The sequence below is a fragment of the Pseudarthrobacter sp. SORGH_AS 212 genome, from assembly GCF_030818145.1.
GTDB lineage: Bacteria > Actinomycetota > Actinomycetes > Actinomycetales > Micrococcaceae > Arthrobacter.
This window is the reverse complement of record NZ_JAUTAA010000001.1, coordinates 1005589-1020118: the sequence shown is the minus strand read 5'-3', so window position 1 is coordinate 1020118 and position 14530 is coordinate 1005589. Positions and strand designations below refer to the sequence as shown.

12 protein-coding genes, 1 tRNA gene and 1 pseudogene are annotated in these 14530 nt (G+C 66.5%); 8 read left to right on the top strand and 6 right to left on the bottom strand.

Annotation, left to right across the window (positions count from 1 at the left end; all coding sequences use genetic code 11):
* Positions 1-33: 33 nt before the first annotated feature.
* Both QE394_RS04530 and QE394_RS04525 read right to left on the bottom strand, forming a co-directional pair.
* The gene (locus QE394_RS04530; protein ID WP_349033846.1) at positions 34-771 is read right to left on the bottom strand and encodes a hypothetical protein; all 738 of its coding nucleotides are present in this window, start codon (positions 769-771) and stop codon (positions 34-36) included.
* Entirely contained in the window at positions 768-1505 is a 738-nt protein-coding gene (locus QE394_RS04525) for a hypothetical protein (protein WP_056083797.1), read from the bottom strand. Before QE394_RS04525 ends, QE394_RS04530 begins: the two co-directional genes overlap by 4 nt.
* A gap of 250 nt (positions 1506-1755) precedes the next feature.
* On the opposite strand from QE394_RS04525, the gene QE394_RS04520 reads away from it, so the two are divergent.
* Both QE394_RS04520 and QE394_RS04515 read left to right on the top strand, forming a co-directional pair.
* Positions 1756-3417, top strand: a complete 1662-nt coding sequence (locus QE394_RS04520) for an ABC-F family ATP-binding cassette domain-containing protein (RefSeq protein WP_261620664.1) — start codon at positions 1756-1758, stop codon at positions 3415-3417.
* A gap of 2 nt (positions 3418-3419) precedes the next feature.
* Positions 3420-5334 (top strand): annotated as a pseudogene (locus tag QE394_RS04515) (ABC transporter ATP-binding protein).
* Between the two features lie 14 nt (positions 5335-5348).
* Here the strand turns inward: QE394_RS04515 and QE394_RS04510 are convergent.
* The 3 genes from QE394_RS04510 to QE394_RS04500 all read right to left on the bottom strand — a co-directional run bounded on the left by QE394_RS04510 (position 5349) and on the right by QE394_RS04500 (position 6393).
* Entirely contained in the window at positions 5349-5828 is a 480-nt protein-coding gene (locus tag QE394_RS04510; protein WP_056083806.1) for an NUDIX domain-containing protein, read from the bottom strand.
* Complete coding sequence (locus tag QE394_RS04505) at positions 5825-6319, bottom strand: DUF6314 family protein (protein ID WP_200937908.1); 495 nt, start codon at positions 6317-6319, stop codon at positions 5825-5827. Before QE394_RS04505 ends, QE394_RS04510 begins: the two co-directional genes overlap by 4 nt.
* 1 nt (position 6320) lies before the next feature.
* A tRNA-Arg gene (locus QE394_RS04500) sits at positions 6321-6393 on the bottom strand.
* A gap of 83 nt (positions 6394-6476) precedes the next feature.
* Between QE394_RS04500 and QE394_RS04495 the strand changes: the two genes are divergently transcribed.
* Positions 6477-7235 (top strand): DUF998 domain-containing protein, encoded by a 759-nt coding sequence (locus QE394_RS04495; RefSeq protein WP_349033845.1) that lies wholly within the window; start codon positions 6477-6479, stop codon positions 7233-7235.
* 48 nt (positions 7236-7283) lie between these two features.
* On the opposite strand, the gene QE394_RS04490 is transcribed toward QE394_RS04495, so the two are convergent.
* Complete coding sequence (locus QE394_RS04490; RefSeq protein WP_056083812.1) at positions 7284-7919, bottom strand: hypothetical protein; 636 nt, start codon at positions 7917-7919, stop codon at positions 7284-7286.
* A gap of 32 nt (positions 7920-7951) precedes the next feature.
* Between QE394_RS04490 and QE394_RS04485 the strand changes: the two genes are divergently transcribed.
* From QE394_RS04485 to sucD, 5 genes are all read left to right on the top strand, one after another.
* A complete protein-coding gene (locus tag QE394_RS04485; protein WP_056083815.1) occupies positions 7952-8782 on the top strand; it encodes an inositol monophosphatase family protein in 831 nt (276 codons plus the stop codon).
* Between the two features lie 79 nt (positions 8783-8861).
* The gene (gene pcrA, locus QE394_RS04480; RefSeq protein WP_349033844.1) at positions 8862-11381 is read left to right on the top strand and encodes a DNA helicase PcrA; all 2520 of its coding nucleotides are present in this window, start codon (positions 8862-8864) and stop codon (positions 11379-11381) included.
* 94 nt (positions 11382-11475) lie between these two features.
* Positions 11476-12198: a hypothetical protein gene (locus QE394_RS04475; protein ID WP_349033843.1), complete on the top strand. Its 723-nt coding sequence runs from the start codon at positions 11476-11478 to the stop codon at positions 12196-12198.
* Positions 12199-12421: 223 nt separating this feature from the next.
* Positions 12422-13591 (top strand): ADP-forming succinate--CoA ligase subunit beta, encoded by a 1170-nt coding sequence (gene sucC / locus QE394_RS04470; RefSeq protein WP_015936150.1) that lies wholly within the window; start codon positions 12422-12424, stop codon positions 13589-13591.
* 11 nt (positions 13592-13602) lie between these two features.
* Positions 13603-14505 carry a succinate--CoA ligase subunit alpha gene (sucD, locus tag QE394_RS04465; RefSeq protein ID WP_056083823.1) on the top strand — a complete coding sequence of 301 codons (903 nt, stop codon included), beginning with the start codon at positions 13603-13605 and terminating at the stop codon, positions 14503-14505.
* Positions 14506-14530 lie beyond the last annotated feature (25 nt).

The window sequence follows — 14530 nt, the reverse complement described above, 5'->3', positions numbered from 1 at the left end:
CATATTCTAATGATTTTGTGAAAGGCGGTTTGGTTACTTTTCGGTAAATGACGTTCCGCTGCCGGCCCGTTTGTCCTGGCGTATGCGCGCGGCCCAGATCAGTGCCAGGCCAATGACGAAGCACAGTACGGCCGTGTAGTTGACCATGAACTCCAGCGACCCCAGTTCCGGGGGGACCGCCGGGAAGAACAGCGTCAGCGCGATCGACAGGCCGCCCACCGCCAGGAGTCCGGCGGCAATGCGGACCAGCAGGGGCAGGCGGCTGCGCGCCGCGCGGACCATCGCCGGGAACAGTACGAGTGAAACGAAGGCGGGGTAGGCCCGCCCCGCGGCCCCGTAGTACTCCACCAACAAGCCGTTGCGTGGGTCCTTGCCGGAGACGGTCACCAGTCCCGCCGAGGATCCGGCCGTGTCCATCAGGAGGTACACCACCACTACCAGTGCCGAGAGGGCAGCCAGCGCCAGCATGCCTGTCCGGCCCGTGATCAGCCGGTATGCATTCGCGGCGCCGAAGCCCTTGGTGATGCGGACCCCCACAAAGTAGATGGCACCGAAGATGACGAACCGCAGCAACAGGTTGGTCAGGTTGACACCACCCAGCGCATGGTCGATGGCAACGTAGGGAGCCTCGATGCTGAGCAGGATGGCGAGGGTCATCAGGGCGAAAATATAGAACAGCGACCTGTTTTCACCCCGCACCGCACTGGGGATGCGGGCCAGCGCGACCAGTCCGCAGATCGCCAAAGTGGTCCATTGAAGGATCGTGATCATCCCAGGTTCTCCCAAATTTTTTCCGTCTGTGCCTGGTCCTGCTCCTGGCGGCGCAATACCTTGCCCAATGCCTGCATCCTGTCGCCCACCAGGGCGGTGAGGTCGCCGTCGGACATGCTGTCCAGCGCCTCCTGACGCGCTCCGGGCGCCCACCCGGCTTCCTCTTCCGTGACCAGGCCGGTGGCTACCAGTCCGCCGGCAGGACCCACCCCGGCCGCCACTGACGTGGCCACCGCCAGTTCCGGCGACAGCCTGTTGGCCGTCAGCTGGGCGGAGTAATTCTGCGGTGCGATCCCGGTGGCGGCTGACACCCGGTGCCGGACCTCGCCGTCGTCGATCGCATCCACCCAGTTCTTCACGGAGGAGGCATGCGGGACCGGGCTCAGGGCAGGTGGCGCAGCGCCCCGGCGGCCCACGGGGTCCATGGCCGGGCGTGCCAGCGCCGCGCGCAGCAAGTCCGCCGTCGAAATCTGGCTGACCAGCTCACACCGGGTGGGTGGCTGCGGCGGCCCCGCAAGGATGCGATAACTGTCAAAGCCCGCAAGGGCGGCCACCGGATTGATGTTGTACGCACGGCTGATGCTCACCACCGTGGAGACGGAAACCTTGCCGCGTACCAGTTGCTGGGCCAGCGTGGTCCGCTTGATCCCGGAGACCCGGCAGACGTCTGCCGTGCTGGCATCAGGGGCGATGCCGTGCAGCCAGCGCTGGAACGCCTTGGCGGGAAGGGTCATGAAGTGCTCTCTGCAGGACGGATGGTGAGTCGATTTTACCGTGCCGCAGGACAGCCGATTTTACCCCGGGAGGTGTTTCGACTATGCTTGATGGTCGAGCCCGTTGGTCCGTACACCCCCCAAGTCCGGACCAGCGGGTTCTTTCATGCCCGCGGCCCGGAGTGCCTTTCCCGGGACTGTCCGTACGGCATCGCCGGCCCGTTCCGGCATGGGACCGGCTGCGCATGCACCCGGGCGAAAGGACGCATCAATGACTGCAACCCTTGTTGCCAAGGACCTCTCCGGCGGCCACGGCCACCGCAGGCTTTTCGAAAATCTTTCCTTCACTGTGGCCCCGGGAGACGTGGTGGGCGTGGTGGGCGCCAACGGTGCCGGGAAATCCACGCTGCTGCGCCTCCTCGCCGGCGTCGACCAGCCCCAGGGCGGCTCCGTCAGCCTGGCCCCCGCCGATGCCTTTGTGGGGTGGTTGCCGCAGGAACACGAGCGCGTGTCCGGCGAAACCGTAGCAGCCTACATCGGCCGCCGCACCGGCTGCACACAGGCAACCGCTGAAATGGAATCCGCCGCAGAAGCCCTGGGTGCGGGAGCTCCCGGCTCGGACGACGCCTACGCACGGGCCTTCGACAGGTGGATGGCGTCGGGCGCCGCAGACCTGGACGAACGCATCCCGTCTGTCCTCGCCGACCTCGGCCTGGCAACGGGCGCCGACGCCCTGATGACCGGACTGTCCGGTGGCCAGGCCGCCAGGGTTGCCCTGGCCGCGCTGCTGCTGAGCCGGTTCGACGTTGTGCTGCTGGACGAGCCCACCAATGACCTCGACCTTGCCGGGTTGGCCAAACTGGAAGACTTTGTCACCGGCCTGCGCGGCGGTGTGGTGCTGGTCAGCCATGACCGCGAGTTCCTGGCCCGCTGCGTCACCACCATTGTGGAACTGGATCTGGCCCAGAACGCCGTGGCGGTCTACGACGGCGGGTACGACGCCTTCCTCGAAGAGCGCGCCGTGGCTCGCCGGCACGCCCGCGAGAAATACGACGAATTCGCTGCCACGAAGGCGGACCTGGTTTCCCGTGCGCGGACCCAGCGTGAGTGGAGCTCCCAGGGCGTGCGGAACGCCATGAAGAAGAGCCCGGACAACGACAAGATCCGCCGGGCCGCGAGCGTGGAGTCCTCAGAAAAGCAGGCCCAGAAGGTCCGCCAGATGGAGTCCCGCATTGCCAGGCTGGACGCGGTGGAAGAACCGCGGAAGGAGTGGCAGCTCCAGTTCAGCATCGGCCAGGCTCCCCGCTCCAGCGCCGTCGTGGCCACCCTGCGCAACGCAGTGGCACGCCAGGGCAGCTTCACGCTGGGACCGGTCAGCCTCCAGCTCAACGGCGGCGAGCGCATCGGGATCACCGGGCCCAACGGTGCCGGGAAATCCACCCTCCTGCGCCTCCTGCTGGGAACCCAGGCACCGGACGACGGCGACGCGTCCATGGGTGCCACTGTCGCCGTCGGCGAGATTGACCAGGCCCGCGGGCTGCTGGACGGCGGCTCGCCGCTGGGCGACGCCGTGGAAGCGGTCCTGGCCGACTGGAACAGCGCAGACGTCCGGACGCTCCTGGCAAAGTTCGGCCTGAAGGCGGACCACACCTCACGGACCGTGGATTCCTTGTCTCCGGGGGAGCGGACCCGGGCGGCCCTGGCACTGCTCCAGGCGCGCGGTGTGAACCTGCTGGTGTTGGACGAACCGACCAACCACCTCGACCTTCCGGCCATTGAGCAGCTGGAAGAGGCCCTTGAAAGCTACGACGGAGCCCTGCTGCTGGTCACCCACGACCGGCGGCTGTTGGAAAACGTCCGACTCGACTACCGGTGGCACCTCGAAAACGGCACGGTCCGGGAGCTCCACCACACTGCAGGCCAGGAGAAATAAGCATGAGTATGGACCGCGTGGCCTGGAGCTCGCTTTACAACATCAGCACCGCAAAGAGCGGCTCCAAGCCGTTCTCCAAGGAAACCCTGAAGCGGGTGCTGGCCTTCGCCGCCCCGCATAAGGGCAAGCTCATCGCCTTCGTGCTCGCTTCCATTGCGGCGGCTTTCCTGGCCGTGGCCACCCCGGTGCTCGCCGGCCAGGTGGTTGACGCCATCATTGCCAAGTCAGCCACCGGGACCGTGATCTGGCTTGCCGTGCTGATCGCCATCGTGGCTGTGGGGGAGGCCGGCGTGGGGCTGCTGACCCGCTGGTTGTCGTCGACAATCGGCGAAGGCGTCATCGTGGACCTGCGCACCCGGGTGTTCGACCACGTGCAGCGCATGCCCATTGCCTTCTTTACGCGCACCCGGACGGGAGCGCTGGTCAGCCGGCTCAACAATGACGTTATCGGGGCGCAGTCCGCCTTCGCCGGCACCCTCTCCGGCGTAGTGAGCAACTCTGTGGCACTGGTCCTGACGCTGGCCGTAATGCTCAATACGTCGTGGCTGGTGACCGTGCTCGCCATGGTGCTGCTGCCGATCTTCCTTATCCCGGCCCGGCGCATGGGTTCCAAGCTGGCAGACCTGCGCCGGGAAGCCGCCGCACACAACGCCGCCATGGGCACCCAGATGACGGAGCGGTTCTCCGCGCCGGGTGCCACACTGGTCAAGCTGTTCGGCCGCCCGGATGAGGAATCCCGCGAGTTTGCTGCCCGCGCAGGCAGGGTCCGTGACATCGGCGTCCGCATGGCCATGCTGCAGTTCACCTTCGTCACGGCCTTGACGCTGGTCTCCGCGCTCGCGCTGGCGCTGGTGTACGGACTGGGCGGCTGGCTTGCCCTGGGCGGCCAGTTGGCCCCCGGCGACGTGGTGGTCCTGGCGCTGCTCCTGACCCGGCTTTACGCCCCGCTCACGGCGCTGTCCAACGCCCGGGTGGAAGTCATGAGCGCGCTGGTCAGCTTCGAACGGGTGTTTGAAATCCTGGACCTGAAGCCGCTCATCCAGCAGAAGCCGGACGCTCTCCCGGTTCCGGCCGGGCCGGTGTCCGTTGAGTTCGACAACGTCCGCTTCGCGTACCCGTCGGCGGACAAGGTCTCCCTGGCCTCGCTCGAAGAAGTCTCCACCCTGGACACCAGGGGCGGCGAGGAAGTGCTGCACGGTTGTCAGCTTCCGGGTGGAGCCGGGCCAGACGGTGGCGCTGGTGGGTTCATCCGGCGCCGGCAAGTCCACTATCGCCCAGCTGCTGTCGCGGCTGTACGACGTCGACTCGGGCGCGGTGCGGCTGGGCGGCACCCTGCCGGGAACCGGGATGGATGTCCGGGACGCCACGTTCGATTCCCTCCGCGACACGCTGGGAATGGTCACCCAGGACGGCCACCTGTTCCACGAAACCATCGCCTCGAACCTTCGGCTTGCGCGCCCGGACGCGACGGACGATGACATGTGGGACGTCCTTCGGCAAGCACGCCTGGAGACGATGATCAGGTCGCTGCCGGACGGGCTGGAAACGGTGGTGGGGGAGCGCGGCTACAGGCTTTCCGGCGGTGAACGCCAGAGGCTGACCATCGCCCGGCTCCTTATCGCCCAGCCCCGGGTGGTGATCCTGGACGAAGCCACCGCCGCACTGGACTCCACGAGCGAAGCCGCTGTGCAAGCAGCCCTTGGCGCCGCCCTGGAGGGGAGGACCGCCGTGGTTATTGCGCACCGGCTGTCCACCGTCCGAGCGGCCGACGCCATCCTGGTGGTGGAGGGCGGCCAAATCGTGGAACGCGGGACGCACACCGAGCTCCTGGCCGCCGGGGGCCGCTACGCGGAGCTGTACCGGACGCAGTTCGCCGAGGCCACCGCCGTTGCCGCAGAAGCCGTCCCCGAGCCCTAGCAGCCCGTCCGGGATTAAGGGCTCGGCGGGGTGGCACCGGGAGCGGCCAGCGCAGGCAGGATGTGGTCCGTCAGCAACGGTGCGAGGTCGCCCGGAAGCGGAGCGCCGGCACCCAGCCCGGAAGCTTCCGAACCAACGGCTTCCGAAACGGCTCCGTCCCGGCCGGCAAGGTCCAGCCAGCGGATCTCCGCAATCTCGGCTGAAGGATGGGCCTGCCACGTCCCTGGCGCCATGAACACCGTGGCCTCAATGTCCGTGTCGGCTTCGTTGGCGGCATCGGCAATCCATACCCCCATCAGCCGGAGCTGGCGAGGATCGATGACGATGCCCACTTCTTCCTCCAGCTCGCGGGCCGCCGCCTGCACGGCCGTCTCCCCGGGCTCCGGTTTGCCGCCAGGGTGCATGAACATGGTGGTGCCGCGTTTGCGGACGGTGAGGAGGCGGCCGGCGTCGTCAAAAACGCAGACGGCGGACACCACGATCCGGTGCTTCATGAGTCCCCATTCCGGGTCAGGTGCGAGGTCAGGAGCAGGTCCTTGTGAGGCCCGGCCACGTCCCAGCTGTAGCTGAACCGGTGCGGGCCCTCGAACGTGTAAGCCACGCTGTAGGTATCGGGATCGCACCAGTGGTTGTCCAGGTTGGCCTCCGGAGCGAAGCTCATGCGGTGGAACGGCCGCCCGTCCGGGAAAAAGACGTCCAGGGCGTCCGGCCGGCCGCTGGGCCTGAGCATGTAGTCGCGGGTGGCGGGGCCGGTGAAGGTGGGCCATCGCATGGTGCCTTCCTCGCGAAGGTCCAGGCCGGCGTCGGGCGTTGGCGTGAAAAGTACGACGCCGGAAAAGGTTCCGCGGGTGCCGGCCGCCCGGTCCAACAGGTCCCGTTCGACGGTCCAGCGGCCGGGGCGTCCCGGTCCCACTGTCCCGTCCGGTGCACCGGCGGGGCCGAGCAGGTAGGCGCGAAGGTCGAACGCCGGGGACGCGAAATTCAAGTGCCCTCGATTGGAATCGAACCAACGACACCGGCTTTAGGAGAGCCGTGCTCTATCCACTGAGCTACGAGGGCAGGCATCCTGGGGATCGGCGGCGCCGGTCCGGACGGACACGCATACCAGCATACAAGGTACAGAGCCGTACTACGCTCAAGGCATGAGTCCTGCCCCGTCGGCCGCTCCCGCTGCCACCTTCATACCGGACACAGCGTCCACCCGGCAGTACATCGGCGCGTGGTCCGTCCTGAGCGTTCTCCAGTACTTCGCGGCGGAGGCCGCCGTGGTCATGGCCTGGGCCGGTCCGCGCCCCTACGACCTGCGCACCGGCTACATCAGCGACCTTGGCGCGCTGAACTGCGGTATCTACGATGGCCGCCAGGTGTGTTCGCCGTTGAACTGGCTGATGAATGCCTCGTTCGTGGTGCAGGGGCTGGGGATGCTGCTGGGCGCGGTGCTGCTGACGTCCGGGCTGCTGTGCGTCGCCGCCCGTTCCGGAGCCCGGGTTGAGCCGGTCCGGCGCAGGCCATGGTTCGCGGCGGCCGCGGTGCGGGTGCTGACGGCAGCGGCAGGGGCGGGAACCGTGGTGGTGGGGCTCGTCCCGGAGGACGCCGGCTCCGGTTGGCACTTCGTCGGTGCCGTCACGTACTTCCTCACCGGCGCCGCGGCGCTGCTGGTGCTGGGCGTCCTGTGGCTGCGGAAGGCCCGCATGGCCTGGTTCCTCCTGGCCTGCGGGGCCGTCTCCCTGGCGGCGCTGGCAACCGGCGGCCTGACCGGAATGGATGTTCCCGAACCAGGGACCCTGGAACGGCTGATGGGCTATCCGGTCACGGTGGGCATGGCAACCGCGGGCATCGTCATTGCACGGCGGGTCCACAGGCACCGGAAAAGCCTGCGGGCTTCATCGATTGCTCCGTAACTGCCGTTTCGGGTGTCCAAAAGGGCAGCTACGGAGCAACGGAGGGGCTCAGGCGGCCGTCGCTGCCTTCCGCTTCCGCGTCCCGATAACCACCGCGGCAGCGCCGGCCAGGAGGCTCAGGACCAGCAGCACCCAGCCCGCCACCGTGAGGCCGGACGCGAGGGCCACCTGGCCGGCGTCGGGAGCATCCGGCCCCATCAGAGCGTCAATCGCCACGTTGGCCCACAGCCGGACCACGACGAACAGCATCGGCAGGGCCCACAGCACCCAGCGCAGGGTCTTCTTGGCCACATTGGTGCCGATGAGCAGCAGCCAGGTGAAGCCGAAGATCAGCGGGAACAGGATGCCGGCGGTCTTATGGACGTAGTTGAGCTGGCCGCGCGCGTCGTCATTCATGGCGCCGCGCAGATCCTCGATGTACGCCGGATCGAAGCCGCCCACCAGGGAGTCAGGCATGGGTTTGTCGACAGAGAGCTGGGTGAGCTGGTCCATGGTCAGCAGGTGCAGGTACCAGAACAGGAACAGGCTGGCCACCACACCGGCGATCAGGATGAGGTTGCTGTTGTTCTGCGCTTTCTCGGGCGTGCGCGCGGTAGTGGGGTTCACCACCGGCGGGAGATGGTGCTGCGGCACGGCAGCCTTTGCACCGTGCTTCTTGATCCGCTGGGCAGGGGTTTTGGCCATGGCTCCATTATTCCGCCCCATAGACTGAAGCCATGACCATTGGCCGACACAGCGCAGCTGTACTTGACCCTGCACTGGACGACTACCAACTGGCTGCCGCACTGGTCCGCGAAGCCGGGCAACTGGCGCTCCTCATGCGGATGGCAGGACTGCAGTCCCGGCAGAAGACTTCCGTTTCCGACGTAGTGACGGCCGCGGACCACGCTGCGGAGGAATACGTCCTCTCCCAGCTGCAGCGGTGCCGGCCCGGGGACGGCATCCTGGGCGAAGAAGGCGCCTCCGTGCAGGGCAGCAGCGGCCGCACCTGGGTCATCGACCCCGTGGACGGCACCTACAACTTCCTGCACGGCTCCACGTACTGGTGCTCGGCCATTGCGCTCAAGGATGAGCATGACGTCCAGTTGGGGGCCATCTTCCAGCCTGAGGAGGACAAGTTGTGGCTGGGCGGCAGCGACCGGCAGGCCACGCTGAACGGCGACACCATCACCGTGTACGGCGACAACCACGGGGAACGCAACGCCACCCCGGCCGCCCAACTGGGCGCCGCCACGTACATCCACCCCAATTGGCTGATGGACCCGCTCTGCGCCATGCCCTGGCACGCAGCGGCAACCTCCGCCGCGGCGCTGCGCATGCTCGGATCCGGCTCCTGCGACCTGGGCAGGGTGGCGGACGGGCAGCTCGGCTGCTGGTTCCAGCACAGCTGCCCCGAATGGGACTGGCTGCCCGGAAAGGCAATTGTCCGCGCCGCCGGCGGAGCCGTTGACACCGTGCAGGTCAACGGCCTGGAGTGGTTCATGGCCGGGGGCACGACGGCGGTGCGCGAGTTGCGTGCCGCGCTCGAATCAGGCTCGGTAGCGTAAGCCGTTCCAGGCTCTCCGGGGCACCTCATCCACAGGCCGGGAGTGGGTGTCGGTCCCACCGCCTAGACTTGTAGGCACCATGGATATGTTGTTTGACCCGTACTCTGACGGACCGTTCAAGGCCGCCCCCGCATCTGCCACCCACACAAGGACCCGTTCCGACGGGGTGGCCACCGCGGCCGGGCCCGGTGGTTCGGCGTCCGGCGGCCATGCCGCTGACGAGCACGCAGGGCAGCACCAGTCCGGGCAGCATCACGGCAGGCGCCTGGATCCCGCCAAGCTGACGGAGGGCCTGAATCCCCAACAGGAGGAAGCGGTCAAGCACGCCGGAACGGCACTGCTGATCGTTGCCGGTGCGGGCTCGGGCAAGACCCGTGTGCTCAGTAACCGGATCGCCTACCTCATCGCCACCGGTCGTGCCCACCACGGCGAAATCCTGGCGATCACCTTCACCAACAAGGCCGCCGCGGAAATGCGTGAACGCATCGAAGCGCTGGTGGGCGGCCGCGCCAAGATCATGTGGATCTCCACGTTCCACTCCTCCTGCGTCCGCATCCTCCGCCAGGAGGCCGCCAACGTGGGCCTGAAATCCAACTTCTCCATCTACGATGCCGCGGACTCGCTGCGCCTGGTCACCCAGGTGTCCAAGGCCCTGGACCTGGACCCCAAGAAGTTTGCGCCCAAAGCCATCCAGCACAAGATTTCGGCGTTGAAGAACGAGCTCATCGACGCCGATTCCTACGCCTCGGACGCGAACTACAACGACCCCTTCGAGCAGGCCGTCGCCGAGGTCTACAAGGGGTACACCCAGCGGCTGCGCCAGGCCAACGCCATGGACTTTGACGACCTCATCGCCGAGACCGTTTACATGTTCCGGGCCTTCCCGGCGCTCGCGGAGTCCTACCGGCGGAGGTTCCGCCACGTCCTGGTGGACGAATACCAGGACACCAACCACGCCCAGTACGCACTGGTCCGCGAAATCGTGGGGGAGGGCCCCGGCGCCTCGGAACTGACCGTAGTGGGCGACTCGGACCAGTCCATCTATGCCTTCCGCGGGGCAGACATCCGCAACATCGTGGAGTTCGAAAAGGACTACCCCGAGGCGCGCACCATCAAGCTGGAGCAGAACTACCGCTCCACGCAAAACATCCTCAGCGCCGCCAACTCGGTGATCTCCCGCAACCCCAACCGCCCTGAAAAGCGGCTGTGGACGGCCGAGGGCGAAGGCCACAAGATCATCGGCTACGTGGGTGAAAACGAACACGACGAAGCCCAGTTCATCGCGAAGGAAATCGACCGGCTACAGGACGAGGACAACCTCCGCCCCGGTGACGTTGCCATTTTCTACCGCACCAACGCCCAGTCACGCTCCATTGAGGATGTCCTGGTGCGCGTGGGGTTGCCGTACAAGGTGGTGGGCGGCACCCGCTTCTACGAGCGCAAGGAAATCAAGGACGCCCTCGCCTACCTGCGCGTCCTGGTCAACCCGGACGACGACGTCAACCTCCGGCGGGTGCTCAACGAACCAAAGCGCGGCATCGGCGACCGCGCCGAAGGGGCAGTCGCGGCGCTCGCCAGCCGTGAGCGGATTTCCTTCATGGCCGCTGCCCGCCGCGCCGAGCAGGCTCCCGCCATGGCCACCCGCTCCGTCAACGCGGTCCTGGGCTTCGTGAAGCTCCTGGACGACCTCGCCGAGGTAGCGGCCGGTTCCGGTGCTGCCGCCGCCCTCGAAGCAGTCCTGGAACAGACCGGCTACCTCGCCGGCCTGCGTTCCAGCACCGACCCCCAGGACGAGTCCAGGGTGGAGAACCTCGCCGAACTCGTGGCCGTGGTCCGCGAGTACGAACAGGAGAACCCTGAAGGATCGTTGGGAGCGTTCCTGGAGCAGGTGTCGCTGGTGGCTGATGCCGACCAGATCCCCGATGCCCCCGGCGCCGACATTGACGCCGCCGTCGCGGAAGCCAAGCGGCTGGGCGTGGTGACCCTCATGACGCTGCACACTGCCAAGGGCCTTGAGTTCCCCGTGGTGTTCCTGACCGGCATGGAGCACGGCCTGTTCCCGCACCAGCGGTCCGCCACTGATCCGAAGGAACTGGCCGAAGAACGCCGGCTGGCCTACGTGGGACTGACCCGGGCCCGCAAACGCCTCTACGTAACGCGCGCCGAAGTCCGCAACATGTGGGGCCAGAGCCAATACAACCCGGCAAGCCAGTTCCTTGAGGAAATCCCATCGGAACTGCTGGAGTGGAAGCGCGAGGGTACCAGCCGGCAGGCTGCTTGGGGCGGGGGATCGATCAGTTCCGGCCGCTACAGCGGCTCCTTCTGGGGTGCGGGCACTTCCCGCGGCGCCGCCGCCGATCCTTCGGCAGGATTCAACGCCGACGTTCCCGCGGCCATCGCCCGGAACAGGGTCCAGCCGCAGAAGGAAATTATCGCCGTCAACGTGGGGGACAAGGTCAACCACACCAGCTTCGGCAATGGAACCGTCCTGGCGCTTGAGGGTGCCGGTGACAAGACCGTGGCGAAGGTGAAGTTCGACGTCGGCGAGAAACGCCTGCTGCTGCGTTACGCTCCGCTGACCAAGGTCGAGGTCCAATAGCCCGGGCGATGTCCGCCGACCCCGCAGCGGCTGCCGCCGACGTCGAGGAAGGTGTGCTCCCGCCGTCGTCCGCCTGATTCCGCCATGGAGCATAATGGAGCCCATGCGACGGACTGCTTTGGGGATGCTCGCCGCCCTGCCCCTTGTGACCCTCCTGCTCACCGCCACGGCGTGCAGCGTCACCACTGAGGATCCTGACTACGTCCCGCCGGCGCCGCTGGCACCCATGGCGCAGCTCGAACAGGCCCCGCTGGCCAACCCCGAGGACTTTTCCGGCGGCGGGGAGGACGTCCTGTCCTTTGCCACTGAAGACCGGAGCATCGTCTGCTCGCTCACCTCGGCGCGAGGGGAGCACGTCAATCTTCCCTACGAAGAAAACAGCTTCAGCGACACCGCCAACAACAAACTCGCAACTGTCCCCGTGGCCCACTGCGAGCTCGCCACCTACGCCGAGCCAGCCCGCGGGGACGTCAAGGATGACTGCGCGGGAACCAACCTCGGCTACCTGGGCGGCGTGGCACTGCTGACGCCGGACGCTGCCCGCTACGGGGAATGCCGTTCCGGCGTCACACAGACCGAAGCCACTTACGGGCCGGGCGGCAGCAAGGACGGGCCCCTGCTCCAGGTACGCGCTTTGGCCAACGGGCAGAACCTGGAACGCAACGGCCTGCGCTGCTCGGCCTACAACGGTGGCGTGGCATGCGGAAACGTCTCGGCCGGCGTGGGTTTCTTCGTCTCCCCGCAGAAGTATGAATTGATTTCCGCCCCCGAGCCCGGACCCGCCACAGCGCCCGCAGATGCCCCAAAAACCCCGTAATTCCGCCGTTTTTCTACGCCCCATAGAATAGTGTCGTTACTCACATAAGCGGTACTCTGGGACGGCTCCGTCCTTCCAAAGGACTAGAGTTCCCCATGGAGCAACAACGCCGCGTGGCTCGTTTCCATCAGGCCGCCGGTGCGTGCATTCCGCAGCCCGGTCATCGTCTTTCGATGGTGTCCGGCTGTATAGAAACTACTTCGACGTAGAAGGACACTAAACCGTGGACCTGTTTGAATACCAGGCGCGCGATATGTTCGAGGCGCACGGTGTACCCGTGCTGGCCGGCATCGTGGCGTACACCCCTGAAGAAGCAAAAGCAGCTGCCGAAAAGATTGGCGGCGTAACCGTCGTCAAGGCACAGGTCAAGGTTGGCGGCCGCGGCAAGGCCGGCGGCGTGAAGGTTGCAAAGTCCGCCGACGAGGCACTTGAGCACTCCACCAACATCCTGGGCATGGACATCAAGGGCCACACCGTCAACAAGGTGATGATCGCCCAGGGTGCGGACATTGCTGAGGAATACTACTTCTCCGTCCTGCTGGACCGGGCCAACCGCAACTACCTGGCCATGTGCTCGGTTGAAGGCGGCATGGAAATCGAACAGCTCGCCGTCGAACGCCCCGAGGCCCTGGCGAAGATCGCCATCGACCCCGCCGTCGGCATCGACCAGGCCAAGGCTGACGAAATCGTCGCAGCCGCAGGCTTTGCTGAGGAACTGCGCGGCAAGGTCGCCGATGTCATCCTCAAGCTCTGGGATGTCTTCAAGAAGGAAGACGCCACCCTGGTGGAGGTCAACCCGCTGGTCAAGACCGGTGCCGGTGACATCGTCGCCCTGGACGGCAAGGTCTCCCTGGATGAGAACGCCGAGTTCCGCCACGCCAAGCACGCGCAGCTGGAGGACAAGGACGCCGCTGATCCCCTCGAGGCCAAGGCAAAGGCGCAGGACCTCAACTACGTCAAGCTCGATGGCGAAGTGGGCATCATCGGCAACGGTGCAGGCCTGGTCATGTCCACCCTGGACGTCGTTGCCTACGCCGGTGAAAACCACGGCAACGTCAAGCCCGCCAACTTCCTGGACATCGGCGGCGGCGCCTCGGCCGAGGTCATGGCCGCAGGCCTGGACGTCATCCTGGGCGACGAGCAGGTCAAGTCCGTGTTCGTCAACGTCTTCGGCGGCATCACCGCCTGCGACGCCGTCGCCAAGGGCATCGTGGGTGCGCTGGCCGAACTGGGCCACACCGCCAACAAGCCGCTGGTAGTCCGCCTCGACGGCAACAACGTCGAGGAAGGCCGCCGCATCCTCAACGAGGCCAACCACCCGCTGGTTACCCTGGCCGCCACCATGGACGAGGGCGCCGACAAGGCCGCCGAGCTCGCCAACGCAGCTAAGTAAAGGGACGCACCATGTCTATCTACCTCAACAAGGACTCCAAGGTCATCGTCCAGGGCATCACCGGCGGCGAAGGCACCAAGCACACCGCCCTGATGCTCAAGGCCGGCACCAACATCGTCGGTGGCGTCAACGCCCGCAAGGCCGGCACCACTGTGCTGCACGGCGAGAAGGAAATCACCGTTTTCGGCACCGTCAAGGAAGCCATTGCGGAGACCGGCGCTGACGTCTCGATCGTCTTCGTGCCGCCGGCATTCACCAAGGCTGCCGTCGTTGAAGCCATCGAAGCAGGCATCGGCCTGGTCGTCGTCATCACCGAAGGCGTGCCGGTCCAGGACTCCGCCGAATTCTGGGCCCTGGCCCAGGCCACGGTTGACGCTGACGGCAACCAGGTCACCCGCATCATCGGACCGAACTGCCCCGGCATCATCACCCCCGGCGAAGCACTGGTGGGCATCACCCCCGCCAACATCACCGGCAAGGGCCCCATCGGCCTCGTCTCCAAGTCAGGCACCCTGACTTACCAGATGATGTACGAACTGCGTGACCTCGGCTTCTCCACCGCCATCGGCATCGGCGGCGACCCCGTCATCGGCACCACCCACATCGACGCCCTGGCCGCGTTCGAGGCCGACCCCGAGACCAAGGCCATCGTCATGATCGGTGAAATCGGCGGTGACGCTGAAGAGCGCGCAGCCGACTTCATCAAGGCCAACGTCACCAAGCCGGTTGTTGGCTACGTTGCAGGCTTCACCGCCCCCGAGGGCAAGACCATGGGCCACGCAGGCGCCATCGTCTCCGGCTCCGCGGGCACCGCACAGGCCAAGAAGGAAGCCCTCGAAGCTGCAGGCGTGAAGGTTGGCAAGACGCCGTCCGAGACCGCCAAGCTGCTGCGCGAGGTCTTCGCAACCCTCTAGGCTGCACCAGTACGCAAAAGCGGCG